Origin of the sequence: Paracoccus yibinensis (assembly GCF_030846195.1) — a bacterium.
GTDB lineage: Bacteria > Pseudomonadota > Alphaproteobacteria > Rhodobacterales > Rhodobacteraceae > Paracoccus > Paracoccus yibinensis.
The window spans coordinates 58,566-85,000 of the sequence record NZ_JAVCWH010000009.1 but is presented as its reverse complement, the minus strand read 5'-3'; the positions used below and the strand labels follow the sequence as shown (position 1 = coordinate 85,000).

30 protein-coding genes and 1 pseudogene are annotated in these 26,435 nt (G+C 61.4%); 16 read left to right on the top strand and 15 right to left on the bottom strand.

The features are described from left to right. The 12 genes from RAH32_RS16360 to RAH32_RS16305 all read right to left on the bottom strand — a co-directional run. Positions 1 to 182 (bottom strand): hypothetical protein (locus RAH32_RS16360; protein WP_306609239.1); only part of this gene is annotated, 182 nt, incomplete at its 3' end. Positions 183 to 189: 7 nt separating this feature from the next. Beyond that, positions 190 to 972 carry a type IV secretion system protein gene (locus RAH32_RS16355; RefSeq protein WP_306609237.1) on the bottom strand — a complete coding sequence of 261 codons (783 nt, stop codon included), beginning with the start codon at positions 970 to 972 and terminating at the stop codon, positions 190 to 192. Between the two features lie 8 nt (positions 973 to 980). Continuing rightward, positions 981 to 2,120 (bottom strand): lytic transglycosylase domain-containing protein, encoded by a 1,140-nt coding sequence (locus RAH32_RS16350; RefSeq protein ID WP_306609236.1) that lies wholly within the window; start codon positions 2,118 to 2,120, stop codon positions 981 to 983. A gap of 8 nt (positions 2,121 to 2,128) precedes the next feature. Further along, positions 2,129 to 2,272 carry a hypothetical protein gene (locus tag RAH32_RS16345; protein WP_306609235.1) on the bottom strand — a complete coding sequence of 48 codons (144 nt, stop codon included), beginning with the start codon at positions 2,270 to 2,272 and terminating at the stop codon, positions 2,129 to 2,131. Then, on the bottom strand, positions 2,269 to 4,707 hold the full coding sequence (locus tag RAH32_RS16340; RefSeq protein ID WP_306609233.1) for a VirB4 family type IV secretion/conjugal transfer ATPase: 2,439 nt from the start codon (positions 4,705 to 4,707) through the stop codon (positions 2,269 to 2,271). Before RAH32_RS16340 ends, RAH32_RS16345 begins: the two co-directional genes overlap by 4 nt. Beyond that, entirely contained in the window at positions 4,697 to 4,978 is a 282-nt protein-coding gene (locus tag RAH32_RS16335; protein WP_306609231.1) for a VirB3 family type IV secretion system protein, read from the bottom strand. Before RAH32_RS16335 ends, RAH32_RS16340 begins: the two co-directional genes overlap by 11 nt. A gap of 7 nt (positions 4,979 to 4,985) precedes the next feature. Beyond that, complete coding sequence (locus RAH32_RS16330) at positions 4,986 to 5,366, bottom strand: TrbC/VirB2 family protein (protein ID WP_306609229.1); 381 nt, start codon at positions 5,364 to 5,366, stop codon at positions 4,986 to 4,988. 12 nt (positions 5,367 to 5,378) lie between these two features. Beyond that, on the bottom strand, positions 5,379 to 5,987 hold the full coding sequence (locus tag RAH32_RS16325; RefSeq protein WP_306609243.1) for a lytic transglycosylase domain-containing protein: 609 nt from the start codon (positions 5,985 to 5,987) through the stop codon (positions 5,379 to 5,381). Positions 5,988 to 6,450: 463 nt separating this feature from the next. After that, positions 6,451 to 6,723, bottom strand: a complete 273-nt coding sequence (locus tag RAH32_RS16320; protein WP_306609227.1) for a hypothetical protein — start codon at positions 6,721 to 6,723, stop codon at positions 6,451 to 6,453. 49 nt (positions 6,724 to 6,772) lie between these two features. Further along, complete coding sequence (locus RAH32_RS16315; RefSeq protein WP_306609225.1) at positions 6,773 to 7,126, bottom strand: hypothetical protein; 354 nt, start codon at positions 7,124 to 7,126, stop codon at positions 6,773 to 6,775. Positions 7,127 to 7,339: 213 nt separating this feature from the next. Next, positions 7,340 to 7,954, bottom strand: a complete 615-nt coding sequence (locus tag RAH32_RS16310; RefSeq protein ID WP_306609223.1) for an acyl-homoserine-lactone synthase — start codon at positions 7,952 to 7,954, stop codon at positions 7,340 to 7,342. A gap of 11 nt (positions 7,955 to 7,965) precedes the next feature. Then, positions 7,966 to 8,130, bottom strand: a complete 165-nt coding sequence (locus tag RAH32_RS16305; RefSeq protein WP_306609221.1) for a hypothetical protein — start codon at positions 8,128 to 8,130, stop codon at positions 7,966 to 7,968. Between the two features lie 183 nt (positions 8,131 to 8,313). On the opposite strand from RAH32_RS16305, the gene RAH32_RS16300 reads away from it, so the two are divergent. The 7 genes and pseudogenes from RAH32_RS16300 (at position 8,314) to RAH32_RS16270 (ending at position 12,949) form a co-directional block, all read left to right on the top strand. Next, a complete protein-coding gene (locus tag RAH32_RS16300; protein WP_306609219.1) occupies positions 8,314 to 8,934 on the top strand; it encodes a helix-turn-helix transcriptional regulator in 621 nt (206 codons plus the stop codon). A gap of 140 nt (positions 8,935 to 9,074) precedes the next feature. Continuing rightward, complete coding sequence (locus tag RAH32_RS16295) at positions 9,075 to 9,245, top strand: hypothetical protein (protein WP_306609217.1); 171 nt, start codon at positions 9,075 to 9,077, stop codon at positions 9,243 to 9,245. Positions 9,246 to 9,326: 81 nt separating this feature from the next. Continuing rightward, positions 9,327 to 9,551 (top strand): annotated as a pseudogene (locus tag RAH32_RS16290) (hypothetical protein); the annotation flags it as partial. 42 nt (positions 9,552 to 9,593) lie between these two features. Continuing rightward, positions 9,594 to 9,896 (top strand): hypothetical protein, encoded by a 303-nt coding sequence (locus RAH32_RS16285; RefSeq protein WP_306609245.1) that lies wholly within the window; start codon positions 9,594 to 9,596, stop codon positions 9,894 to 9,896. A gap of 273 nt (positions 9,897 to 10,169) precedes the next feature. Then, complete coding sequence (locus RAH32_RS16280; RefSeq protein WP_306609215.1) at positions 10,170 to 10,961, top strand: helix-turn-helix domain-containing protein; 792 nt, start codon at positions 10,170 to 10,172, stop codon at positions 10,959 to 10,961. A gap of 301 nt (positions 10,962 to 11,262) precedes the next feature. Next, positions 11,263 to 12,615, top strand: coding sequence for an ISNCY family transposase (locus RAH32_RS16275; protein WP_306609214.1), 1,353 nt, complete (start codon positions 11,263 to 11,265; stop codon positions 12,613 to 12,615). A gap of 61 nt (positions 12,616 to 12,676) precedes the next feature. Beyond that, complete coding sequence (locus RAH32_RS16270) at positions 12,677 to 12,949, top strand: hypothetical protein (RefSeq protein WP_306609212.1); 273 nt, start codon at positions 12,677 to 12,679, stop codon at positions 12,947 to 12,949. A 436-nt stretch (positions 12,950 to 13,385) separates the two neighbouring features. On the opposite strand, the gene RAH32_RS16265 is transcribed toward RAH32_RS16270, so the two are convergent. The 3 genes from RAH32_RS16265 to RAH32_RS16255 form a co-directional block, all read right to left on the bottom strand. Then, positions 13,386 to 14,663 carry an ATP-grasp domain-containing protein gene (locus tag RAH32_RS16265; RefSeq protein ID WP_103174201.1) on the bottom strand — a complete coding sequence of 426 codons (1,278 nt, stop codon included), beginning with the start codon at positions 14,661 to 14,663 and terminating at the stop codon, positions 13,386 to 13,388. A 257-nt stretch (positions 14,664 to 14,920) separates the two neighbouring features. Continuing rightward, positions 14,921 to 15,094 (bottom strand): DUF305 domain-containing protein, encoded by a 174-nt coding sequence (locus RAH32_RS16260; protein WP_239986115.1) that lies wholly within the window; start codon positions 15,092 to 15,094, stop codon positions 14,921 to 14,923. 339 nt (positions 15,095 to 15,433) lie between these two features. Continuing rightward, a complete protein-coding gene (locus RAH32_RS16255) occupies positions 15,434 to 15,772 on the bottom strand; it encodes a c-type cytochrome (RefSeq protein WP_103174165.1) in 339 nt (112 codons plus the stop codon). 199 nt (positions 15,773 to 15,971) lie between these two features. Here RAH32_RS16255 and RAH32_RS16250 point away from each other — a divergent pair, with 199 nt between their 5' ends. The 9 genes from RAH32_RS16250 to RAH32_RS16210 all read left to right on the top strand — a co-directional run bounded on the left by RAH32_RS16250 (position 15,972) and on the right by RAH32_RS16210 (position 26,434). Continuing rightward, a complete protein-coding gene (locus tag RAH32_RS16250) occupies positions 15,972 to 16,367 on the top strand; it encodes a hypothetical protein (protein WP_239986116.1) in 396 nt (131 codons plus the stop codon). A 74-nt stretch (positions 16,368 to 16,441) separates the two neighbouring features. Beyond that, the gene (locus tag RAH32_RS16245; RefSeq protein ID WP_103174166.1) at positions 16,442 to 17,917 is read left to right on the top strand and encodes a multicopper oxidase family protein; all 1,476 of its coding nucleotides are present in this window, start codon (positions 16,442 to 16,444) and stop codon (positions 17,915 to 17,917) included. 177 nt (positions 17,918 to 18,094) lie between these two features. Continuing rightward, positions 18,095 to 18,340 carry a DUF2933 domain-containing protein gene (locus RAH32_RS16240; RefSeq protein ID WP_103174203.1) on the top strand — a complete coding sequence of 82 codons (246 nt, stop codon included), beginning with the start codon at positions 18,095 to 18,097 and terminating at the stop codon, positions 18,338 to 18,340. Then, the gene (locus RAH32_RS16235) at positions 18,337 to 18,984 is read left to right on the top strand and encodes a methyltransferase family protein (protein WP_103174167.1); all 648 of its coding nucleotides are present in this window, start codon (positions 18,337 to 18,339) and stop codon (positions 18,982 to 18,984) included. The genes RAH32_RS16240 and RAH32_RS16235 overlap by 4 nt, the downstream gene beginning before the upstream one ends. A 246-nt stretch (positions 18,985 to 19,230) precedes the next feature. Then, entirely contained in the window at positions 19,231 to 20,286 is a 1,056-nt protein-coding gene (locus RAH32_RS16230) for a type II glyceraldehyde-3-phosphate dehydrogenase (RefSeq protein ID WP_103174168.1), read from the top strand. 209 nt (positions 20,287 to 20,495) lie between these two features. Next, positions 20,496 to 22,610, top strand: a complete 2,115-nt coding sequence (locus tag RAH32_RS16225) for a heavy metal translocating P-type ATPase (protein ID WP_103174169.1) — start codon at positions 20,496 to 20,498, stop codon at positions 22,608 to 22,610. After that, positions 22,607 to 23,581, top strand: a complete 975-nt coding sequence (locus RAH32_RS16220) for a ribose-phosphate pyrophosphokinase (protein ID WP_239986117.1) — start codon at positions 22,607 to 22,609, stop codon at positions 23,579 to 23,581. The genes RAH32_RS16225 and RAH32_RS16220 overlap by 4 nt, the downstream gene beginning before the upstream one ends. Before the next feature lie 77 nt (positions 23,582 to 23,658). Beyond that, positions 23,659 to 23,964 carry a hypothetical protein gene (locus RAH32_RS16215; protein ID WP_103174171.1) on the top strand — a complete coding sequence of 102 codons (306 nt, stop codon included), beginning with the start codon at positions 23,659 to 23,661 and terminating at the stop codon, positions 23,962 to 23,964. A gap of 85 nt (positions 23,965 to 24,049) precedes the next feature. Beyond that, positions 24,050 to 26,434: a phosphoketolase family protein gene (locus RAH32_RS16210; protein WP_167623766.1), complete on the top strand. Its 2,385-nt coding sequence runs from the start codon at positions 24,050 to 24,052 to the stop codon at positions 26,432 to 26,434. Position 26,435: the final 1 nt, after the last annotated feature.

The following is a 26,435-nucleotide window of genomic DNA, read 5'->3' as shown; positions in this document are numbered from 1 at the left end:
CGAAGCAGAGGAGGCCTTCTACGCAAGCTTGAACGCTGACGAAAAAGCAGCCTAATCATTGAACCACAAACTCTCCGGTAAACCCGGGGCGGTTCAACAAAGGCGATGCGTTTCCACATCGCGGCTTCCTCGCACGCGCCGTAGATCAGTTCTTCCTCGAACACATCCTTGATGTTGCTCATGGCTGGATCACTCGTTCGAGAAGGTCATGTAGGCGCGTTCCTCGGCAATGGTCGCGGCCGAGAGAACACCCGCCTGGCCGTTGTAGACGGCCTCGATGGATTGCAGTTCGAGCGACTTGGCGAGCTGCACCGAGAGTTCGGCCAACATCCGCGTGTTGAGGTCGATGGACTCCTTAATGTCGCCGCTACCTTGCGTCATGGAGACAATCGTGTTGACCCGTTCCAGCGAGGACGAGGTTTCCGCATAGGTCTGTTCGGCCGTCGCGGCGAGAACCGCGCCGCCAGAGGCTTGCGCCGCCACCCGCTGCGCGCCAGGAACGCCCGAGGACGCCATGTCTGTCACCTTTTCCTGCGTCAGCCCGCCCGTGGTCAGCGCGGTTTCCACCCCCTTGGTCAGCTTGTCGCCCTTGGCCGGTGTGAAGCCACCCCAGTTGCCGGTCATGCCGCCCTGGATCGTGCCAAGCACATCGGTCATGTTGCCGCTCAAGAGGCCGTCGAGATCGCCACCCATTGCCAGATCAACAATGTCGCGCGTGCCGTTGAACTGCCCGTAAATGTCCTGCAACTGCGAAAGCTGCGCCTGCAACTGTTCGACCTGCTTCATGGCATTGGACAGAAGGTCGGACTGCACCCCGGCATCGCGCAGCATGGCTTCAAGCTGCTTGATGGTCTGCAAGGTGTTCTGCCCGTCGAGGGTCGGGACGCCCTGCGCCAAGGCGGCAGGGGCCGTAAACAGGGCCGCCAGCACCGCGCCGGTTTTTCCGATACGAGCCATGTTCTGGAAAAGCATCTTGAACCTCAATCGTTCGAGAATGTCATGTAATTGCGTTCTTCGGCATGGGCCGCGGCTTGCTGCAAAGCCTCGGCGCTGACCGTCTTGGTGTTGGCCGCAAGCACGCGGACCCGCAGCGCCATGATCCGGGCCATTTCCGCGCGCGCGTAGCTGTTCAGCGCCCAGGCTTGCGTGGGGTTCTGGTTCTGCTCCATCTGGTTCAGGATCGCCTTGAGGCGATGCGCGATGGCGGCGATTTCCTGCGCCATGTTGCCGCCATAGGCAGAAGCCCCGGCGCCCATCATGGCGAGGTTGGCCCCTGCCGCATCGACCGGGGCAATGGTGCCAAGAGCGTCAACGCCGCCGATGGCTGCCAGATACTCGTTATACTTGGTTGGGATCACCTGGACGTAGTGCTGCGTTTCCTTGAAGGGAGGCACGCCGCCGTATTTCTGGACGTTGCCCGGACCCGCGTTGTAGGCGGCAAGCGCGATCACGATGTTGCCGTCAAACATCGACAGCATCCGGGCCAGATAGGTCGCCCCGCCATAGACCTGCGAATAAGGGTTGGTCCGGTAGTCGGGGTCCACCCCGAGGTCCTTGGCCGTGCCGGGCATGAGCTGCGTCAGGCCGTAGGCCCCTTTCGGAGATCCGGCATGGGGGTTGAAGCGGCTTTCCTGCCAGATCATCGCCTGGATCAAGGCCCGCCATTGGGCCTGCGACAGCCCGGCCTTGGACACCCCGGCATGGCCGTAGGTGGCCTTGGCCCCGGCAATGATGACGTCTTCCACCGTCATTGCCGCATCCCCGAAAGTCTGTTCTGCGGCAGGGTTCGTGTCGTCGGGATTGTAGAGACTGTCAGCGGATGCCGCCGGATCGCCTGCACCATCCTCAAGGGTCTGGATCATGTCGCCGGTCGGGCCAACAGGCAGGTCGCCAGCCTCGATCAGCTTGTCCAGTTCCGCGATAATGTCCGCGTCGATCTGCAACAGGACGTTTGACCGCGCCAGCCTGCCTTGCTGGCGGCCGAGGTCGCGTTCCTGTTCGGCCAGGATGGCAAGGTTCTGCCGCAGCAGGTTCGCGTCGATGATGGGAACGCCCTGCGCCGAGGCGAGAACCGTGCTGGCGCACAGGCCCGCAACGGCAAGCGCCTTTGCCTGTGTCACCCTCCCGATCATTCTTCGGCCCACAGTTCCTGAATGGGCGTGAAGGTGCAGACCGGCTTGCCGTTCATGAAGCAGGACGAGCGGGTCGGTTGAGTGCTGGCGCAGGCCGAGACGGTGAAGGCCAGAACACAGATCATGAGAACGGACTTCATGCGATTTCTTCCTTTTTCTGGTGGCGGGCGCGGTAGGCGTCAAAGGCCGCACGGCCTGTCTTGCTGCCGCCGAGGATTTTCAGGTGATCGCCCAAGGAGGAGAGGTTCACGTCCACGACCACCGAGGCCGAGGCATTGCGGATCAGCGCCAGGCGCGATCCCGGAGGTGCGCCAAGGACCATGCCCATTTCTCGGTCATTCAGGTGCAGCGCCGCATAGTTCTCAGTCGAGGCCGCGCGGTTCGGGATCAGCACCTGCGTCTGGACGCCCTGCAGGATGGCCGCGCCCGCGCGGCTCTTGTCGAGCTGCGAGGGAAACTGCGTGACCATGACCACCACGGCATTGAGCTTTCGCGCCGTGACCAGCCACTTTTCCAGCTTGTCAGCAAAGTATTCGGTGGCGAGAGCGTTCCAGGCTTCGTCAATGACGATGATCGTGGGCTGGCGGTCTTGCAACTTCCGTTCGAGACGCTGGAAGATGTAGCCCAGGATCGCGGTGCGTTCCTTCTCGTTGTCGGAGTCGAGAACCGCCGTCATGTCAAAGCCCATGACAGTCTGGTCGAGGGCGAAGTTGTCGGCCGCGTTGCCGCCGAACACCCATCCGTAGCGGCCTCCCGGTGCCCATTCCCGCACCCGCTGTTCCAGATCGCCGTTGTCGTCGAGGTGACTGAACAGCGACGGGAAGCCGTCGAAGTTGCGCAGATGGTCCGGGGCCTTTGCCGCTTCCACGACCGCATCATGAAGCTGCTGCGTCTGGACCGGCGAGAGCGGGCACTCAGAGCGGTTGAGAAGGGCGGTCAGCCATTCGCTGAGCCACGCCTGACCGGCCATGTCGGTTTCCGCATACAGCGGATTGAGCCCCGTTGGCCAGTGCGGCGAGATTGTAGTGTAACTGCCGTCCAGGGCCTCGATCTGGACTTCAAGCCCGCGCAGGTAGTCGAAGGCGAAGACCCTCGCACCCACCCGCTGCGCTTGCGTCATCAGGAAAGAGATCAGGACCGACTTGCCGCCGCTGGATGGCCCGAAGATCACGGTATGACCCGCAGGCGGTTCCTTGTCCGCCTCGCTTGCCGGATGGAAGGAGAACAGATAGCCGCTCTTTTCCGGGGTAGGGAACACGCTCAAGGGCGTGCCCCAGGGCAGAAGATCGCCCGTGAGGCCGGTCGGCGTGCGGTGCAGCGCCGCCATGCCTGCAAAGACATGGTTGCTGATAAGGCCGGTGCGCGCCCGATAGGTCGCGTTGCCCGGCCATTGCGCGAAGTAATGGCCCTGACCGGCAAAGGCTTCGGTGATGATCCTGGTCCCGGTTTCCTGTGCGATCTGGCGCACATCGGCCGCAGCCCGCGCGAGGGTCTTTTCATCTTCGGCGTAGATGGCAACCGTCATGTGATGGGAGCCAAGCGTTTCCAGGCCCGAGGCCACCTTGTTGCGGCCTTCGCGCAGCATCTGCTGGTCGGTTTCCGCCGCATCGCCCGAGCCGCGCCGCTGTTCGAGGTTGCGGCGGATCAATTCGCTGGCCCGGTCATCGCTGATCGGCACAAAGGAATTGGTGATCACCATGTCGATCGGCAGGTTCAGTTCATCGAACATGCCCGGGAAGGTGCCGGTCGGGTAGTTCTTGATCGTGAACACATGGCCCACGCGGTTGGGGACCACGCCGCCCGTCACATGCACCCGCGTTCCCCGGAAGGTGGCGCGGTAGTTGCAGACGCTGCGGGCGAGGATGCCCAGGTCATTGCTGGGGAAGGCCGGAAGCTCGATGCCGGTGCCGATGCCTTCGAGAAAGCCCACCAACTCGCCCGAGGCCCCGGTCAGGACGCGCGCCTTGAGGTGCGCGAGGGTCGCGAGAACCACGCCTACCGTTTCATCAAGGTCAGTCAGCCGTTCGGCCTTGTTGGCGATGAAGGCTTGCAGCGCGTCAGACTTGCGCTTGCGCGAGAAGATTTCCTTGAGCTTGTCGCCCGCCGAGAGACTGCCAAAGAGGCCTGCGGGCCGGTTGATGATGCTGATGGTCAGGGTCTTGTCGCGCAGCGTGCGGCCCGCAACGACCCGCGTCCAGGCCGCATCGACTTCCTGGGCGAACCCGCCAGCCTCGACAGGGGCGAGGGTCGCCTTGAAGGGGCGGCTGATCTTGTGGACATAGACCGCATAGCGTTCGCCCTGCTGCGCGAGAAGTTCGGCCACGGTTTCCTTCAACAAGGAAATGTCGCGGTCGCTTGCCGTCATCGAATTGAGGCCATCGACGCGGATGCACTGGATCAGTTCGCCCCCGCGCGTCAGGATCGTTCTGTCGTCAGCCTGCAAGGACACGAAAGGCAGGAACGCGTCGAATTGCAACTCGTCCTTCATGGCGCGGGGGAACACCGCCTTGCCATGCCGGGAATTGAACAGCCGCTTGAAGCCTTCCGTCATCGGCTTTTTCTCGTTACGGCTCATAGGAGTCTCCGCCCCACACTTTGCGATTTTTGGAGGGACCGAAGTTCTTCAGCGTCCTGGTGATGACGTCAAAGAAGTTCGGGTCCCATTTCGCCAGCCGGTAAAGGGCTGGATAAAAGACGATGATGGATGCCAAGGCCCAAAAGCTTTCCGCCCACATGAACCCGAGCAGCACCGTCACAAGAAGAATGACGGCGGAAGTCAGAGGCAGGCCGAACAGCTTGGCCGGACGAAGAAGGCCCCGATAGACCGTATCTTTTTCCACCGTCATTCCCCGCTCACTTGCCCCAGAGGGAGTTCACGATGGTCGCGGCGGAACCGACGAACACGATGGCGACAAGCACATAGATCGCCGTGCGCATTTCAATGTAGCCCATGAACCAGCCGATAAAGACGCAGACGAGCGCCAGCGTGGCGATGGTCTTGCCCAGGGTGCCCGTCAGTGCCGTGACGATGCTGTTCAGGAAGGTCTGGATCGGGTTGAGGTTGATCGCCTGAGCCGCCGCCGGTTCGCTCCACGCGAGCGTGAAGGCGAGAGCAATCAGCATCACCAGCGAGACCTTCGCCCAGGTGTCCAGCACGCGCGGAGCGGCATGAACACCCTGAGCGCAGGCAATAGAAGATCGTGCCGGCCAAATGGCCTGCATTGCAGAGGTCATGATGGAAGACTCCTATTCTGCGGTTGCTAAAGTCAGCTTTTGAAACACGGACATGACCTTGCGGACGTGACCTTGTGTTTCCCGATACGGGGGGATGCCCCCGTATTTCTCGACCGCGCCGGGACCAGCATTGTAGCCCGCAAGCGCAAGTTCCTTGGACCCAAACCGGCCGAGCAGCATCAGCATGTAGCGTGCCGAGCCATCGAGGTTCTGGTGCATGTCATTGGGATTGACGCCAAGCTTGGCCGCTGTGGCGGGCATGAGCTGGCCCAGGCCAATCGCGCCCACCGAACTGACGGCAGTTTGGCGATAGCCGCTTTCAATCTCGATGTTCGCCCGGAAGAAGGACAGCCATTCGGTGACGCTCATGCCCGCCGCACGAAGCGAGGGATGACCGGCATAGCGCATCCCGACGTCATCAATCGCGGCCAGAACCTCCGGCCTTGGGATGACGCGCGGCGTCCGCACAGGAGCCAGGTGCATCACCTGTTCGGCCGGAAGGTCTACTTCAGGCACTTCGGACAGGAGCGGAACGCCCCCCGGCCCGAAGTGGCGGGCAAAGGAGGACGTTGATCTTTGCCTCTCAAAGCTGCCGGATGCGTGGTTCAGAACCAGAACCATTCCGTTTCCGGCCGATTGCGCCGCTGCTTCAGTCGAAGGCCACGCTGCCAATGAAGCGCATATCGCCAGACTTGCTTGTTTCAACACCGGACCCAACTCCAAATGGAATTATCCCGGCTGGAAACCCTACGTCCTTGATAAAACTGCAAACACCGTTGACAGTCTTCACCACGCGCGGGGGCGTTACCCCACGGCGAGGTCGGAACAGATTGAGGACGGCCCATTTCCCCGTGTGAGGGTTGAGGGCGTAGAATTGCCAGCCTCCTTGGAAATTGCCGCGCGTGGGGACCGCATCTTCGGTGCACAGGATCAGGAGCTTTCCGCTTCCGATCAGATACTCTCTAAAGCCCGCTTCGCTCGCGCCACTTTCCAAACGATACATTCTGGCCGCTCTAAACTGTCTGAGTCCTGCAAGACTCATGACACAGGCGGCTTACGGTTGCACGCTACTCTGCATTGGTGGTCAATACTCTGTTTCGACCTTTGGATGCGCCTCTCGATACTGTTGCATGTATTGATCGACCTCGCTGTTGAGCTGCTGCTTGGTTGCGTCGAGGCATTGGCTGTAAGCCTGGGCCTCGTTCATGAAACGAGCCAGTTCTTCGCCCATCGTGAGATCCAGGGCGTGCAGGCTTGCCTCATCAAGAAGCGGCTGAGACGGGTAGATGCAGTGTCCCGGCACCTGCTGAACAGGCGCGGGCTGCGCATGGGTGGAAAGCGGCAGCAAACCGGCCACGACAAGGAAAGCCAGCTTTATTTTGCAAAGCGCTGTCTGGGGGCGCGTGCTAGGTCGAGCTTGGAGAGACCTCTTCCCTGATGACAGGCTGAAGGGCACGCATTCCTTGTTCCAGCGGGATACTGGGAACTTTGACATTAAGGTCATACAGGAAGGCAATGAGGCCGTTGACCGTCTTGAACATCCGCATCTGCATGTCCTTGCGGGCTGTAACAAGCGTTCGTTCATAGGTGCCGTCAGGCGAGATGATCCTGATGCCCCATGCCCCAAAGTAGTTCTGGTGTTTCTTCTCGGCTGAACCCGCGCAGAAAACCTGTAACTGCCATCCTGAAGCCACGAGCTTCCTGCAACCTTCTTCGCTGACCACATTCGGTGCTTCTTCATAGTTGATCGGGGTCGTCACCGCTGGCCAGCCTTTCACAAGTGGACAACCTCGCAGCGATGCTACAAGGTTAATACAAAATTGCATATCTGTTATCAAGAGGTATTCTTGATGTGCGCTGCTTTCTTATCTGCGGCGCAAATCTATACAGATAAGCCGAAAATGCCAAGGAACACGGTTCCTTGGCATGGCTTCTGTTTTCGCTTCAAGATTGCTAGTTTGTTCTCTAGCCTGTCAGTTGCTAGCTGCGGCGGAGTGTGGTGCGCGAACTGAACAGGCAAAGGCCAGGAACTTCCCATCCTCGTTCTGAACCACATCGCCGAGCTTCTGCGGGGACCAGCCTAGCCGTTCTGCCATACGCAAGAACGCAGGTGGCCCAAGGAACAGACAGCCCTTCGCTCCGACTTGGAACAGGTAGTCATTGGCTGCCTCAAGGATCTTCTCAGCAATTCCCTTGATAGGAAGGGTCACAAGTCTGGTCAGCTCCCAATCATCCGGCGAAAGCGGGGGCGCATCGTTGCAAAGATCGACCGGCATACCGGGCAGTAGCCCCCTATAGGCATCTCGGATCATGTACTCATACATGCTGTTTCCGCAGGCCTGGCGCTTATCTGTAGGCTTGATCCTTGCTCCTCCCAGCACTTCGCCGTTCCTGTGGGCGACAACATAGGTCGTGTCGAAGGTGTCATATTGATCGAACTCGATGCCGTCAGTCTGACCAAGTGGCCAAGACATGCGATCAATGAAAACCGCCTTGCGCAGCCGCATGTAGGCATGGACCAGGTGAAACCGTGAAATCTGACCGGGCAGTGTCACAATCTCGACGGTAATGGGCCGTTCTTCTGACACAAAAACGCTCCTTACTGCTTCGCAACGCCTGCCGGCCACCGGGCAAGGCCAATGAACTGCGGCGGGAGGCCACGGACGGGGTTCGGAACCCATAGCCCATGCTCCCTGACTTCCACCGTCAGGACACCTTCTTCATCGGCATAGGTTTCGAAATACTGAAGAATGGTCTCAACCATGTCCTTGCTGAACTCTGCGTCAGCTATCTTTTTGTTCTTCCAAGCCGAGACCATAGCTAGCTTCCGTGTTGTGAATGCCTTACTAAAACCACTCGAACTTGGTATGTCTCGCACGAAAGTGCAAAAGTGGCTTTTGGATATATCTGAAAAGCTACATAGGTCGCGTGAGACCATGAGGACCACATGCTGCAAGACTTGATCCCACACTTCGACCAGGAAATCGACGCCTTACACAGCTTGGCACCGTCAGGTTGGATTATGGGCTTCAACCTGACCTATCAAGGCCCAGAGCACCTACACAACGCTTATCCTGACAAGTGGCGGGACATCTACCAGGAGCGGAACTACTTTTTCTCGGACCCGGTCGCCCGCTGGACGATCGAGCAGGAAGGGTGGATTCGCTGGTCAGACGTGAAGAAGTCTGCCTTCGACATGCCGTTCATGCACGCCGCCCAGCAGTTTGGCCTGAACTTCGGAGTTGCGATCTCACGGAAGACTGACCTCAAACGCTCGTTTCTCACTCTCTCGCACCCGACAAGGGAGTTTGCTGACGAGGAGATCATCAAGGTTGTCACCAAGTTTAATCACTGGACGGACCTTGTTCTGAACCGGGCCTCCCTGACGGCAGGGGAACTTGATGTTCTGGCGGGACTGAGGGATGGACTGGGGCAGCGGGCCATCGCAGAAAAGCTTGGCATCGCTGAAGCGACTGTGACGCAGCGCGCTCAAAAGGCGTGCTCCAAGCTTAGCGCAAAGACTCGAACCCAGGCTGTCGCCATTGCCGTGGCCCGTCACTTCATCTGACACAAAACGGCGAGCTTTTGCCTATTATGACTAAAGTAGCCTACGAGTATATCTTAAAAGCTACTTTCTAGAGTTTCCGCTTTTCGCTGGTTAACCAAGAGTTAACGGTGGCTGGACTTACTACAAGCAGGTCCTTGCCCATGTCTATGCCACGCCTCTATGCCGAACCTATGCAGAAGATCGACCTGCACGATGCGAGCGGATGGCTCTACCGCTGGGACAACGGCGACACGCAGATGATGTGGATCGTTCCCCCTTCGCCGCAACGCCTGGCAGACCTCAAGAGAAGCCAGCCTTGGCTAACCGACTAAGCTAGGTCACATATGACATTGCAATATTGTTGCATATATGTACTTGTATGTTGACCCATGCAACAGATCTGGCAGCCGACGATGAGCACTCGAAATTTCTTCGCCAGTGTAGCGGTTCTAGGCCTGACTGCCGTTGCTTCAGCCAAGCAGGCTAGCGCCTACCCTATAGACTGCGCCATCCTGCTTTGTCTGGCAGGCGGTTTCCCTGCCTCGGCAGAGTGCAGCGCAGCGAAGGCCGAGCTTATACGCCGCATCACACCCTGGCCGGTTGAACCGCCCCTCCAACTGTGGCGCTGCCCGATGGGCGGTCACAACGTGGGCCTCCCAAGTGGAGGTGGATCTGACAGCATGCCGCCCGAGGTCGCCCAGTATCGTGACACCATCGAACTGTGGCAGCTTTCCAAGCATGTGACGAGCGGTAGCGGAGGACGAGACGTCTATGTCGGCATGACCCGCTACGGATATGCACCATCTGGTGACTTTGTCCGCCTTCCCGCCCGATACAGCGAGATGCCTGCATGGCTTGATGACGAAATACGGCAGAAAACCGGCAGCACGTTCCTTGGCGAGTACGGCCGGGGCTTCCGAAGCATTGTCCTGCGCATGCAGGATTACACGGGTTCCTACTCAACCGAGTGGGTGCTCTACTGATGCCTTTGATGTCACGATCGTTACACAAAGAATTGCCGCTAAGCCCCTGCTGGCGTAGGCTGTTCGGCAAAATGCCCCAAAGGGGAGGGACGAGCAGAATCAGATAGACCACCAGCCCAAAAGGAAACCCCCCGCGCGGGGGTCCGCACGAGGGGGCTTGGGTTGATAACACAGGTTTGGCGACCTGATTAGCACGAGTTTTCACCTGCTATAGTTAGCTTCCCGCTCCCGGAAATCAAGAGCAAAAAGCGCATCTGTGCGAACGGATGAGCTTTGCCTGCGGACACCGCGCTTCTTGTGACAAAGGAGCAGCAGTTGACGACTGTAGCAGCCGCAGCAAGCGGCGATTTTTTCCGATGCCTTGGTGTCTTGGCCCAGGCTTGCACCGGCGCGCGCACTCAAAGCCGGACGCGCTTGCACCGCAACTCTCACCGGCTTGGCACCTGCGAAGCCACGTTCTGGCGCAGCACGTCCCGGCAGGAGGTACAGAAGATTATCAAAGCCGCGCAGCGATACGAGTTGCACGGCCGCAAGCCCGGCAGGCGCAATGGACCTCTTGGCAGCGTCGCCCTGGAAGTTCTGGCGCTGTTCGGCAATCTGGTCAGCTTCAAGACCGGCCGCCTGGACCCGTCCCTGGACTGGATCATGGACAAGTTGAAACGGTCGAGGGACGCCGTCGTTCGCGCCTTGAAGGCGCTGCGCGACCACGGCTTTCTGGACTGGCTGCGCCGGTTCGAGCCAACCCCGAATGAAGGCCGCGGCCCCCAGGTCCGGCAGGTCAGCAACGCTTATCGTCTTTTCGCTCCCAAGCGTGCCCTGGCGCTTCTCGGTCGCTGGTCAGGCCGTCCTTCCCTGCCGGATGATGATGCCGCTGCACGGGCTGACAGGAAGGCCATCGAGGCCGAGCATGTGTCCTCGCTCGATTTGGGGGCATTTGCCAGTTTCCAGCTTGGTGACTCGCCACTCGGACGGGCACTGGCACAGATGGGCCAAGCCATGGACTTACGCGAGTCTGCCAAGCGGACTGAATCCCAGTCTACCTCTTATTCTTATGTCGCCATCTAGAACGAGAGCGTGACACAAACGCGCTCAAACTGATCCGTCAGCTTTGACGGCAACCGTGCATGGCTATGAACATAGCCTGTGGAAGCCACACGGCACATCAAGACTGTCGCACAAGCTGATCCGTTCCAATGCTAAGAGTGCTGTTATAAGCACCTAAACAACTGATATTAAATGAATAAGTTCCATAATCTTGGTTATCAGTCACAGAGGTATAGCCGCAAAGTTAAAATGTCTCACCTCTGCAATTCAGGAATGTCACACTCCCCTGGATGAGCATCGTGTCGATCCTTGGGAGCCAGGCATGGGATGGGTGATGATGAGCGAGCGGGAACTGAACCGGGTCGAGGTTCTGAGCCAGGTGCTGCAAGGTGGGATGTCAGCCGTGAGTGCGGCCGATGTTCTGGACCTGAGCCGCAGACAGGTTCACCGGCTGCTGAAGCGGTTCGGGGCTGACGGCGCGGCGGCGATCCGGCACCAGGCACGTGGACGGGCATCGAACAACCGGATCGACCCGACGATCCGGGAGGCTGCCATGTCGCTCGTTCGGGACCGCTATGCCGACTTTGGCCCGACCTTGGCGGCCGAGAAGCTGGCGGAGTGTCACGGGCTGACAGTGTCGCGCGAGACCTTGCGCAAGTGGATGCAGGATGCGGGTTTGTGGCTGTCGCGCAAGCAGCGCCGAACATTCCACCAGCCGCGCCTGCGCCGCGAGTGCCTTGGCGAGCTGATCCAGATCGACGGCTCGGATCATCGCTGGTTCGAGGATCGCGGGCCGGCCTGCACCTTGTTGGTGTTCATCGATGACGCCACCAGCACCCTGATGCACCTGGAGTTCGTCCGTTCCGAGAGCACCTTCAGCTATTTTGGAGCCCTGGAGCGGTATCTGACGCTGCATGGCCGGCCCGTTGCCTTTTACTCCGACAAGCACACCGTGTTCCGGGTGCCAAAGCAAGGTGCCAGGACAGGCTATGGGATGACCCAGTTCGGCCGGGCCTTGAACGAACTGAACATCGAGATCCTGTGCGCCAACTCCTCGCAAGCAAAAGGTCGCGTCGAGCGCGCCAACCGCACCCTGCAGGACCGTCTGGTCAAGGAACTGCGGCTGGCCGGCATCTCCGACATGGAGACTGCCAATGCCTTTCTTCCCGGCTTCATGGCGCGCTACAACGCGCAGTTTGCCAAGGTGCCACGCCGTGCGGACAACCTGCATCGGCCACTGAATGTCGAACCGGATCGGCTGCGTGACATTCTGTGCTATCGCGACGAACGCTATGTCAGCAGCCAGCTGGCCTTTTCCTACGACCGGCTGCGGATCATCCTGGCCGAGAACGAGATCACCCGCGATCTGCCGGGCAAATACGTGGACAGCTATGAGTTCGCGGACGGCCGGCTGGAGTTCCGCTGGACGGGTGTCTCGCTGCCCTACTCCGTGTTCGACAAGGATCAGCGGGTGACCCATGCGGCCATCACCGAGAACAAGCATCTGAGCGCGGTCCTGGAATACATCAAGGCCGAGCAGGACAAGGCTCCCCCGAAGGTGCACCGGGTCGGCAAGCAACGGACCCGCTACACGCCCACGGGGCGCCGCAACAACGGCTGGAACTCCTCGGCAGCCCGCAAGGCGAAGGCGCGTGCCGCTCCACCCCTGGAATGACGCTTCCTCAGCCCATCTGCGGTGATACCCTACGCTTTGATCGGGCACGCAGGGCAAGAACATGGCAGACAGCGCAGAGCCGGAGATCATCTTCTCGGATCTGACACAGGACGTGCTGATCGACGGTCACCGGTTCTCTGTCGAGATCTACCGGACTTCGATCCATCCTGGCTGGGTGCTGTCGGTCATGAACAGGTTCGGCACCCTGACGATTTCGGATAACCCGCCCTATCTTGCCGATGGTCTTGCCTGGCGGGATTTCGAGAAGCGGGTCGAAACGAAGGGCGTGCGCGCCTTCTACTCGCCAAACGAACGTCGAAAGCTGCGGCTCTGAACGCATGGCCGGTCAGGGCTGCGATGGCGGATGTCTCCGCCCTGCCCGGCCATGCTTGCCCACCCTCGGTGAGACACTCCTACTTTGCGCAGCCGAGGACATTTCAACTTGGTTGCAACAGGAGGCTACCTACGGGGCATGACCCGCGCTTTCCAGCAAGGCCAGCTCAACTTGATGGGAAGCTTGATCGGCCTGAGCGAGCGGCGACGCACGGAGCAAGTGCTGTGATTACCCCTCTTGCGTTGCTACTGATCATGATCCTTGCCGCCCACGCTAAAGCGCGGACGTTAGTCTGCGTTCCCCCTGAGGACCATGAACCTACACCACAGCGTTGGTGGCCTTGGGGCATGGTTGATGAAGACAGCCTCTTACTGCCGCAGACGCGAAGAGCCCTGCCTGCTTTTGGTCCCAATTGCCTTGCGCGGCAACTGTAGTCCTAGATCACGAACACCGGCGCGAACCCGCCCCCTGGCGTCCTGAAGTTCGTGGTCTGACCCTGATAAAGGCGCGCGGCCACCAGAAGCACTTGGCCATCATAGGTATACAGTCGCACGTCCATCTTGCGCGTCTGTTGAATCTCGTCGATCTTGATCATGCGCTCGCTGGGGCGGACCAGCGTCTGGGCAACGTATTCGCCCCCTGCGATCTCCGCCCAGACTCCTTTCGTCAGCTTGTCGCCCCGATATACCGCCTTGCCGCCATGTCCGCCGGTTGGCTTGAAGAACAGGTCCTTGCGAGATTTCCAAAGTGCATCAGCATTGTCGGGATCCACCAGGACGGTGCGTGGAACGGCTGCAAGCCCGGCCCGAATTCCCGGGTCGACTCCCCATGCATCAATTGTCGAGGAGTTCGAAAGAAGCGAAAGGTTGCGCTTGTCGGCAAGGAGCGCGTGGTTGTGCGGGTTCGGCGTTACGACAACCGCGCCATCACGGTAGGCTTCCTGCAATGCCTTGTGCTCAGGCTGATCCAGGGCGAAATCGGTGACCCGGTTGTAAACGAGATCGATTGTCTTACCATCGACGCTGAGCCGACCATCCTCATAGCGAAGATGGCCGGCGTCGGCGATGACCGCGTCGATGCCTCGTCCCACTAAAACTTGCCGCGCGAGGAGGAACTCAGGGTAGAGATACTGTTCCGGTGGACTGTCATCGACGATGGCGATGCGTTGTGGCGCGCCCGTTCCCCGCTGCCGAATCCATTCGTTCTGGAACATGCCAAAGGCCGCATCCTCGAAGCTTTGTGACGTGGCGGGGAAATCCATTTCGGCGCAGCATGCGCGCTGCGCCCTTGCAAGGAAGGCATTGAGAAAAGCTCCGCCGGCGTTGGTATTGATCTCGATCAACCGGGGACCGTCTTCGCCAAGATGAAAGTCGTAGCCCATCAGCACCCCAAGCGGGCCGTGATCTACCCGAGCGATTTCCGGCGCCCAGGAGAGGACTGCGGCTTTATATGCCGCGAGTTGTGCGGTGGTCTCGACAGCCACTGCGATCTCGCGCATCTCGTCCACGGTGGCGGCTGAAAGAAACACCGGCACGTGCGAGAACAGGTGCGCCTTGGGGCGGATAAACGTCTCGAAAAACGCCGGGTCTCCAGCCTCTTGGTCCAGGGCTTCGCGCAGCGTTGGAGTGTCCAATGTAATGCAGAAGCAGTTCCTGTTGAGTCGGTCCGTGATGTCATGAACTCGATCGGGGGATCTGGAGCCAGGACCGTTCATCAATGGACTGCCCGAAGCAGCGCCAAGATCGGGCGTGCTTCACACGCCAGGTAAACAATTGACGATCCCACCAACATTGGTCCCAAAGGCTTCTTCAATCATGCCGATCCCAGTATCCCACTTCTATTTGGTAGCTTCAACGGAGAACACCAAGGTTTCCGCGCAGTATGGGTGTCTGGCCCCTTTCGAGTGGTGAGTTAAGCCATTGACCCGGTCGCCGGCCATCCCCCCTGACGTTACTGGCGCTGAGCCTCTATTCAGGTGGTGAGCTGTTCGGTCTCACGCTCCTGCGCCGCGAAGATCTCTTCGACGAGGGCGCGTTTCTCTTCGTCGTCCCCATGCTCGAGTTCGGCCTTGGCCATGCTGACTGCACCCTGGTGATGGAGGATCATGCCACAAGCTAAGGCAAGGTCAGGATCCTCGTTCATCATGAACCCGTGCGGCGCCCTCATGCCTCCATCATCATTGCCCGATGGTCGCCCATGTTGCCTATGCTGCTCATGTCGGCAGCTTCGGCGGACATTCAGGAGCCGTGCCACTTGCCCGCGGCACCTCCCTGCGTCTGGGCATGGACGGTGCGAGCGGATGCCAGCGGCGCGATCACAGCTAGAACGGCGGTGATCTTCGTTTGCATTTTTCCCTTGTGGGCTTCAGCGGAAGCGGCCTGGACGGTCGTGGAGCGAGCCTTATGGAGTGGAAACTGCAACGCTCATGCCAGTTCGGTCTGCGGATCATATGATCAGAACGTGCCCCAAACCGACACGGCCGCCTCAGCGTGCTTGCGATACGTTCTCCTGGTAGGTGCGTTCGTGCTCCGGCCACGTATTTTGGATATAGGCGAGCATGGCGCGGATCTCGGCATCGCCGAAGACATCGGCAAACCCTGGCAGGTCGCTCTTGTAGCCGTTCCCCACGATCGCGGCGGTGCCTTCCTCCACGATCCGCAACAGGGTGTTGTCGGGATGGTGCCACGTGTGGCCGCTTGCATCGTGCGGTGGTGCAGGGAGACGCCCGGACCGAAGGGGTGTCTTCCAGACCGGTTGCCCCTCGAACTGTACACCGTGGCAGGCCGCACACTGTTCAGCGTAGAGTTGCCGGCCCTCTTCGATGACATCTAGAGACGCCGCGACGGTGTACGCAGGTCTGAAACTGTGTCACCCAGCGAAAACCTCCAAGATTGCAGCCCCAGTGAGCGATGCGATCAGGACGCGATTACGAAAGTTTGGTCCCAAGAATTGTATCTCCGCAGACAACGAAACGTCGGTCGGCTTCACGCTGGATTCGGGGTCTACCTGAAGCGAGTTGCCGGTGGCACTGGACATTTTCGAAAGCAGCATCTATACTTACGGTATGTTTGCCCGGCTCGTCACCATGCTTGCCATGTTCGCGATCGTCGTCATGACGACGGTGACTTCCGCGCAAGCTGCTGGTTTGGACGCCGAGCCCCATCATGCTGTTAGTGTCAGTGAGTTGATGCAGACGGCGGACACCCAGCTTTCCTGTGAGCAAGAACAACCCTGCGCACCAGACCATGCTGGAGCATGTGAAATCCTTTGCGCGGGTCTGTCGGTCTTCGTGCCGTCGCCCAGCGGGAACGCCATACGCGGCTACGGGTTTGCCAGCCAGGACCTGCCTTCCACGACGATCCCTGCCAGCCTGGCGCCTGGTACGAACGAACGCCCTCCAGAACTCCGTCTCGTCTGATTGCATCGCGGCCAAGGCCGGCCGCGTTCCATTGCCTTTGACGAGCGGGACAGGAATGTCCCGAGGAGACACCAATGAACCCCCTTTCACGACGCGGCTTTCTTGCCGCAAGTGCGGCGGCATTCGCCACCGCTCATCTTCCTCGCGCCGTCATGGCGCAGGTGGCAGCGCCTCTTGCCTTGTCTGCCGCAACCCGCACGCTCGACATCGACGGACGCGCGGCCACTGTCCTCGGCCTTTCCGGGCCGCGCGGCCAGGGTCTGGTTCTCGACCCCGGACAGAGGTTCCGGGTCGACCTGACCAACGATCTCGACGTGGGTACCATCATCCATTGGCACGGCCAGATCCCGCCCAACGCACAGGACGGCGTGCCGGATATGCCGTTGCCCCTTCTTGCGCCGGGCGAGACCCGTTCCTACGATTTCGAGGCGCTGCCAGGCACATTCTGGATGCACAGCCATGTGCCGATCCAGGAGATGCAGCTTCTTGCCGCGCCGCTGATCGTTCGGTCGCCGGACGACCTGATCGGCGACCGGCAGGAGGTCGTGCTGTTCCTGCACGATTTTTCGTTCAAGCACCCCGAGGAGGTTCTGGCCGAGATCAGTGACGGCCATGGCGGCGGGCACGGCGCAGCACCTAGCATGCCCATGGCAGACAGGAGCGCGATGCCGGGCATGGACCACGGAGCCTCGGGAGGCATGCCGATGGGGAACATGGCGATGGGCGGCATGGCCATGGACCTCAACGACTATGATTGGGACGCCTATCTCGCCAATGACCGCACCCTGTCCGACCCCGAGGTGGTGCAGGTCGAGCGCGGCGGCCGTATCCGACTGCGGGTCATCAATGCCGCCGCAGCCACCGTATTCTGGATCGAGACCGGAACACCAAAGAGCCGGCTCGTCGCGGTAGACGGACATGCCGTTCAGCCCATCTCGGGCAGCCGGTTCGGGCTGGCCATGGGCCAACGCCTGGATCTGGAAATCGATCTGCCGAACAAGGGCGGCGCCTGGCCGATTCTCGCCTTGCGCGAAGGCGCACGAGAGCGCACCGGCCTTGTCCTCGCCACGCAAGGGGCAGAAGTGCGGCGCATGCCCGGATTGGCAGACACCGACGCACCTGCCTTCGACGCCGACCTTGCCCAGGAATCACGCCTGGTCGCCCTCGACGCCTTGCCGGAACGGCCCGTCGATCGCAGCCAGGTGGTCATGCTCGGGGGCTCAATGCAGCCCTACGTGTGGACGATCGACGGCGCCGTCTGGGGCCAGCACCGGCCGGTCGCCGGGCGAAGCGGCGAACGGGTCGTTCTGTCGTTCCACAACATGTCGATGATGGGCCACCCGATGCATCTGCACGGGCATGTGTTCCAGATCGTTGGGCTGAATGGACGTGCGGTCTCAGGTCCGCGGCGGGATACGGTTTACGTGCCTCCGATGTCGATGGTCGATATCGCGCTCGACGCCGGCGAGGCTGCGCGCTGGATGCTTCATTGCCACCACATGCCGCATCTTGCGACGGGAATGATGACCGAATTCGTGGTCGGCGCATAGGTCAGGCGACGGCAGAGGACGCCGGATCCTCGGCGTCCTGACATGGGCAAGAAGGAGGCACAAGCATGCTGATGTCGCAAGGCGCCTATGCATCAACGCGAAGCCGCTCGAACGCGATGCAAGGATATGGCAGCCACTCCGGCTGCCGAAATACGGACCCAAAAGGGGAAAGCCGCGATGGATAATCATGGCAAACATGAGCCGCAGCCGAGCGGCAGCTTCTGGAGAAGCCGAACCGGCTTCACCCTCGTCGCATTCCTCGCAGTGGCGGCGTTTTTGCTCGCGTACGAGCATCGGATCCACCTGTTCGCCGGCAATGCGAGCCTCGTTCTGCTGCTCGTCGGTTGTTTTGTGATGCATCTGTTCATGCATCGCGGCGGTCACGGTCATGGCGGCGGGTCAGGCCGCGGAGACGAGAAATGACCGAAACAGGTTCTGCCTACGGCCTGTGGGTACTCGTCATCGTCAACTCGGCGATCTTCGTCCTGTTCGCGTTCAGCTTCTTCAAGCCGCAGACCGCGCGCGACTGGCGCTCGTTCGGCGCGTTCAGCGCGTTCATTGTCGCGCTCTTCACGGAGATGTACGGCTTTCCGCTGACGCTCTATCTGCTCTCCGGTTGGCTTCAGACCCGCTATCCCGGCGTCGACTGGCTGTCGCATGACGCCGGACACCTGCTCGAGATGCTGTTCGGCTGGAAGGCCAACCCGCACTTCGGACCCTTCCACCTTATGAGTTTCGTGTTGATCGGGGCGGGCTTCATGCTGATCGGGGCAGCGTGGCGCGTCCTCTACACGGCGCAGCGGTCCGGCACGCTCGCCACCGGCGGCCCCTATGGGCACATCCGGCATCCGCAATACGCGGGCTTCGTCCTCGTCCTGCTCGGCTTCCTGCTGCAATGGCCGACGCTGCTGACCCTCGCCATGTTCCCGGTCCTGGTCGCGATGTACGTGCGCCTGGCCCGCAGTGAGGAACAGCAGGCAGAGGTGGAGTTCGGCGCCGCCTGGCGGCGTTACGCCGCGACGGTGCCGGCGTTTGTGCCGCGTCGGCGCCGGATGGAGCGGACATGAGGGGCCACGCCGATCTCCTGCCGCCGGCCCCTCACGCGAGCGAGCGTGTCGATTTTGCATTCGGCGCCGGCCTTCCCGGCTTCGGGCTCGGAGAGATCGCGACTGCTATCGTTCCGTCCAACGGCATCCTCTTACAGCAAACCACCGTCCGGCCGCGGAACATTCGGGCCTTTCGCCCCACGCCGTCCCCAGAGCCTGTCCGCGAAGCCGGGCGCGGCGAACCAACAGAGCAAAGGAGTAAAGATCATGACCCAGCAAGCGAGAACGCGCGTCGCTGTCAACGGCTACGGAGTGATTGGCAAACGGGTCGCTGACGCAATTGCCCTCCAAGACGATATGGAGCTGGCCGGCATCGCCGATATCGCATCCGACTGGCGCATTCGAGTGGCAGGGGCCAAGGGCTACGCCATCTTCGCCGCCACGGAAGAACGGCTTGATCCGATGCGAAAGGCGGGGCTCGACCTCGCGGGCGCTCTTGGCGATCTGCTGGAAACCGCAGACGTGGTCGTCGACTGCACGCCGAAAAACGTGGCCGCAAGGAATGTTGCAGTCTACCGGCAGAAGAACGCCAAGTTCATCCTCCAGGGCGGCGAGAAGCACGAGGTCACCGGCCATTCCTTCGTCGCTGACGCGAACTATGAGAGCGCGATCGGCCGCGACTGTACCCGCGTCGTCTCGTGCAACACGACATCGACGGTCCGAACGCTGACGGCGCTCAAGCGCGCCGGGCTGCTCCGGAAGGCCCGCGGGACTTTGCTGCGGCGGGCCACCGACCCGTGGGAGAGCCATCTCGGCGGCATCATGAACACGCTGGTGCCCGAACCCGAAATCCCGAGCCATCAAGGACCTGACGCGCAAAGCGTCGACCCCGAGCTGGACGTCCTGACGATGGCGGTGAAGGTGCCGCAAACGCTGGCGCATCTGCACTACTGGACCGTGCAGCTGACCCGCGCCGCGAGCAAGGACGAGGTGCTCAACTCGTTCCGCGCCTCCTCGCGGATCGCGCTCGTCGAGATCGGCGACGGCCTTTCGGCGATCAACGCCGTCAAGGAGATGATGGCCGACCTCGGGCGCCCCCACGACAACCTCTACGAGGTGGCGCTCTGGGCTGACATGCTGAGGGTCGAAGGCGACGAGCTCTTCTACGCCTACATGGTCGACAACCAGGCGATCGTAATCCCCGAAACGATCGACGCCATCCGCGCCCTGACCGGGCAGGAGCGCCACGCCGAGCGCTCGGTCGCTGCCACGGACCGCTCGCTCGGCATCGGCGCGATAGCCGATGCACTGGGGCGAGGCTGATCGATGTCGGCCCTCGCCCCGTTCCTGTCGCGGACGCGCATCGCGTACTTCACGATGAGATGGCCTCAACCGGATAGCACCTGTTTCAGGGCCTGGGATCGCTCGCGGCAACACGGCCCGGCCAGTCGCCGCACCGCCAGCATCACACTGATACGCAAGAGCAACGTCATCTCGCGGCTCTGCCGCACAAGTAAGGACAGGAGCAACTGATGAGCTCTCCACACTCCCACCACCATGGCCATCAGAACCATCAGGCGCATGCGAGCGCGCCTCGCGATGGTGAAGGCCAACGCGGCGACTCGCAGATTATTGCCGCCACCGGCTCCAGCCATTCCGAGCATGCCGGGCACGGCGGTCACGACCACGGCGCGATGGTGGCGAACTACCGGCGCCGCTTCTGGCTGGTTCTGGCGCTGACGCCGCCGATCCTGTTGCTTTCGCCGATGATCCAGCATTGGCTTGGCATCGCAGAGACTCTGGCGTTCCCTGGCGACCGCTACGTCATCTTCGTGCTCTCAACCATTGCGTATCTTTATGGCGGATGGCCGTTTCTGACGGGCTTTACCTCCGAGCTGCGCAAACGCCAGCCCGGCATGATGACCCTGATCTCGATTGCGATCTCGGCTGCCTATTTCTTTTCGGTCACCGTCACGTTCGGCTTTCCGGGCCAAGAACTTTACTGGGAACTGGTGACTCTCATCGCGATTATGCTGCTCGGTCACTGGATCGAGATGCGTTCGGTCATGGGAGCATCCCGCGCGCTCGAGGAACTGGTGCGGCTCCTTCCGGATTCAGCCACGCGGATCAAGGCTGACGGATCGTCGGAGGAGGTGCCAATCTCAACCCTTCAGCCCGGTGACAAGGTCATCGTACGGCCCGGTGCAAAGGTTCCAGTGGACGGCCAGATCATCGAGGGTTCGTCCGGTTTCAACGAGGCCATGCTCACGGGCGAATCGCGGCCCGTGACCAAGGGGGTCGGTGCCGCCGCCATCGGCGGTGCGATAAACGGGGCCAGCGCCGTTACCATCAATGTAACGGCGACAGGCGGCGCCACCTATCTGTCGCAGGTCATCGAACTGGTAAAAAAGGCGCAGGCGACGCGATCGCGGACACAGGATGTCGCCAACCGTGCGGCCGCCTGGCTGACCTACATAGCACTCATTGTGGGATTCGGCACGCTGTTCGTCTGGTGGCTTTTCCTCGACGCGCCCCTCGAATTTGCCATCGAACGCATGGTGACGGTCATGGTCGTTGCCTGCCCTCACGCCCTCGGCCTTGCTGTCCCGTTGGTGGTCGCGGTCAGCACGTCGCTGTCGGCCGGCAACGGGCTGCTGATCCGCGACCGCGCAGCCTTTGAGCGGGCGCGCAATCTCAGCGCGGTCGTGTTCGACAAGACCGGCACATTAACTGAGGGTCGTTTCGGTGTCAGCGACATCGTATTGCTCGCCGATGGCGATGAAAACGAGGAACTCAGCTTTGCCGCAGCCGCCGAGAGCCAGTCCGAGCACCCCATCGCTCACGGCATCGTGGCCGAGGCGAAGGAACGAAGCCTGGTCATTCCCAAGGCAACTGACGTTAGCAACATCACCGGCGAAGGCATCGTGGCCAAGGTGGACGGCCAAGATGTGCGTATCGTCAGCCCTGGGCACCTGGCACGGCAGGGCAACGCCATTGCCCATAACAGCCTCAAGCATCTGGAAGGACAGGGCAAGACTGTTGTCGTGCTCGTCCGCGACGGTACGCCGCGGGCACTCTTTGCGCTGGCTGATATCGTTCGCCCGGAATCGAAGGATGCCATTGCCGAACTCAAATCCCTCGGGATCAGCTCGATCATGCTCACCGGCGACGCCGAGGGCGTCGCAAAAACGGTCTCCGAGGAACTCGGAATCACCGAATACTTCGCCGAAGTGCTGCCGGATCAGAAATCCCAAAAGATCGAGGAGCTCCAAGCGCGAGGGCTCTCCGTTGCCATGGTCGGCGACGGGGTGAATGATGCGCCTGCGCTCGTGGTGGCCGATCTCGGGATCGCCATCGGCGCGGGCACCGATGTTGCCGTCGAATCTGCCGATGTGGTTCTGGTGCGCAGCGACCCACGCGACGTGGGCGCTATCCTCGGTCTGTCCCGGGCCACCTATCGCAAAATGATTCAGAACCTCGCTTGGGCGACCGGCTACAATGCGATCGCCATCCCGATGGCGGCCGGCATTACCTTCGGGACCGGCTTCATGATGACCCCTGCTGTTGCGGCCGTATTCATGTCGGCCAGCACCATCATCGTCGCCATCAACGCTCAGTTCCTGCGCTCTTACAGGAGGCACACATGACGACAAGAAGCGCATACCTGGAAGCTCCCGCCATGCGAGTGATCCTTCCGTTGCCGGGTAACGAAACCTTCGCGCGCCGTCTCGCTGACGAAGGAGGATGGGAACTGGGCGCGCTGGAAACGCGGCGTTTTCCTGACGGCGAGACTTACGTCCGCATCCTTTCTGAGGTGAAGGACAAGGTAGTCGACCTGGTTTGCACACTGGCGCGTCCCGACGACGGATTTCTGCGGTTGATCTTCGCGGCCGATGCAGCGCGAGATCTGGGCGCCCGTCAGGTCAACCTGATCGCCCCCTACCTTTCCTACATGCGGCAGGATCGTCGCTTTCAGCCGGGAGAGGCGGTGACATCCAGGAGCTTCGCGCGGCTTGTCTCGGCGAGCTTCGACCGGTTGGTGACTGTAGATCCGCATCTCCATCGCTATGCGGCGTTGTCGCCTCTCTACACGATCCCCACAGATACACTGCATGCTGCGCCGCTGCTGGCGGACTGGATCGCCGCCGAAGTCGACAAACCCCTGATCATCGGCCCTGACAAGGAAAGCGAACAATGGGTCTCGGCGATCGCGGCACGCATCGGTGCGCCGCACGCTGTGCTGCGCAAGGTGCGCCACGGCGACCGCAATGTTGAGGTTGAGCTATCGGACCTTTCCGAATGGCGCGGCCTGCAGCCGGTGCTTGCCGACGATATAGCGTCGTCAGGCCGTACACTGATTGAGGCCGCCCGCATGCTTCCGCTGCAAGGCTTTGTCCGGCCCATGGTTGCTGTGGTGCATGGAATATTCGCGGACGATTCCTTTCAACGCCTCACAACCCTTTGTGACCGCATCGTCTCGACAGACTCCGTACCCCACGAAAGCAATGCCGTCGGGCTCGCCTCCCTGGTCGCCAGGGCGATTGCGTCTGCGTCCGGCGATGAGGCCGATCTCATTCGGCATCGACGACCGCCGGAACCGCCAGACGATGTGGAATAGGCGGACTTCTTTCCCGGCAGCGATCCACGCCCGTGGACGGCCGGACGGTGAAGCGCCCCCCTCGCAGGAGCAGTACAATGGAACAGCACAACGTTACGGCCAAAGCGGGATCCCGGCTCAAGCGGGCGGAACTGGCATCGTCCTTCGGGGCCGGCCTGCTTGGGGGTGGTCTGGGAGTTCTGGCGGCGCCGTACGCGGCCGACCTTGCCGTGCCCGTGCTTTTCGCAGGAGTCCTGATGCATGGCTGGGGCATGTACGACAAGCATGCCATCCAGCGGGATCTCGGCCGACTGGAGGCACCATGGATGAAGGTGCTTTACTGGCTGTGCTGGGCCATGCTGGTGGGATTGAGCATCCTGCTCGCCGACAGGGTGTTTTTCTAGGCAGCGGGGTTCCCAATCCCCGTCCCCGCCGGGTTTCCGCCGTACGGGAACCCGGCACATTCGATCTCCAGGGAAGGTCCTTTCAATGAACCGTGAGCTATCAACTGATTATGTTGCCTGGGCAGAGGGTTACGGTGTGATCAGGCACGCGCCGGAGACTAGGGAACGTGCTCAGCAACTCGGGTACCTGCTCGTTGAATGCGGGCAGATACCCGACGTCGATGCGTTCTACAGGCTGCTCGCGGCTGCCGACCGCCTGTCCTCCGCCGCAATGTGGACTGTTGCCCACATGACCTATGCCCAACGTGTCGACCTTTCCGGCGCACCGCTGCCTGCCGACGCGTTCAAGAAGACGCCCGAGGGCCACACCGGCGGATCCCTGAACATGGTGCCGGCCTTCGTGGGCTATCTCGCCGCCAACGCGATCAGCGCGAAAACCCGTTCATGGATGATGGGACAAGGCCATTCTGTCGCCGCGATCGAGGCGGTCAACGCGTTGACGGGGGATGTTTCTCCTGCGCAGAGGGGCCGCTATGATCGGAGCGAGAGGGGTCTCTCGCAGCTTGCCGCCGATTTCTACTCCTATGCCATCGACGCCCACGGCGCTGCGGCAGTCCCGCTCGGCAGTCATGCCGGTCCGAACACCGCCGGTGCCATCTCGGAGGGTGGCTATCTCGGCTTCGCCGAAGTTCAGTACGTCCATGCGCCGCTGCCCGGCGAAAGCCTCGTCGCCTTCCTGAGCGACGGGGCCTTCGAAGAGCAGCGCGGCTCGGACTGGACGCCCCGGTGGTGGCGCGCTGAAGATTCTGGCCTCCCAATTCCAGTCATGATCCTCAACGGCCGGCGCATAGAGGAACGTGCCCAGATTGCGCAGCAGGGCGGTGCGGACTGGCTCACCGACCACCTGAAGCTCAACGGCTTCGATCCCTTCATCATCGATGGCCGTGATCCTACGGCCTTCGCCTGTGCGATCATTGAGGCTGAAAGGCGACTTGAACGTTTCGCGTCCGATCCTGCCCGCACCTACCCGGCGCCTATTCCCTATGTCATTGCCGAGACGGTCAAGGGCTTCGGCTTTCCAGGCGCCGACACCAACGCGGCGCACAACCTACCTCTCGGCGGCAATCCCGCACAGGACCAGCTGGCGAGAGACGCCTTCAACGAGGCGGCGCGAGCGCTGTTCGTTCCCGCCGAGGAAATCGAAAGCGCTGCCGCGGAAATCACCGTCTATCGCAAGCAGGGACGAGAGCCGGAAAGCCGGCATGCGCTCGCATTGCGCAGCCCGGCTGCACCGAACCTGCCCGAGCCGGACTGGATGGTCTCAGGCGATCCGCCCGATTGCGCCATGCATGCGCTCGACCGCTGGTTTGTCCGCGTCGTGAACGCCAACCCTGGACTCCGCCCGCGTGTGGGCAATCCCGACGAGCTGCGCTCCAACCACATGGGAGCAACACTCGACCGGTTGCGCCACCGGGTGAATACCACTGAGCCCGGCGTTGCCGATGCCATCGACGGTGCGGTCATCACTGCACTCAATGAGGAAGCGGTTGCGGGCGCGGCGCTGGCCAACAAGGGTGGGATCAATCTGATCGTCAGCTACGAAGCCTTCGCCATGAAGATGCTTGGTGGTATGCGGCAGGAGATCGTCTTTTCCCGGCGGCAGCGCGAAGCCGGCCAGAAGCCGGGCTGGATTTCGGTGCCGCTGGTCGTCACCTCCCATACCTGGGAGAACGCGAAGAACGAACAGTCACACCAGGACCCGACCATTGGCGAGGCGCTGCTGGGCGAGATGTCCGACACCTCGCGGGTGCTTTTCCCGGTGGATGCGAACAGCGCCATGGCTGCGCTCCGATCCATCTACGCGGGCCGCGGTCAGGTGGGGTGCCTGATCGTCTCCAAGCGCGACATGCCGCACCGCTTCGATGCTGAGGCCGCCACCCGTTTCGTCACTGATGGTGCTGCCCATGTGCAGGACGAGACGGAAGGAGCCGAGCTGCAAATCGTGGCGATCGGCGCCTATCAGCTCGAGGAGGCCCTGAAGGCGGCCCATCGGCTCAGGGGCCATGGTCGCCACGTGCTCGTGACGGCGATCTCTGAACCAGGCCGCTTCCGCACGCCCCGTGATCCCATTGAGGCCGCTTTCACAGCGAGCGACGAGAACCTGGCTGCCCTGTTTCCACCGGGCATTCCGCGCCTGATCGTTTCCCATACGCGGCCAGAACCCATGCTCGGCTTGCTCCGGCGACTGGATTCCGGCCCGCGGACGACGGCTGCGCGCGGCTACATCAGCCGGGGCGGCACACTGGACGTGCCAGGGATGCTATTCGCCAATCGCTGCACCTGGGCGCATCTGATCGACGCCGCTGTTCCACTCACCGGCTGGAGCAGGGATGACCTCCTTGCTCCGGATGAACAGGACGCCGTGGAAGGCCGCGGGGATCCCGCTAACATCACCGCATTCAACATCTGAG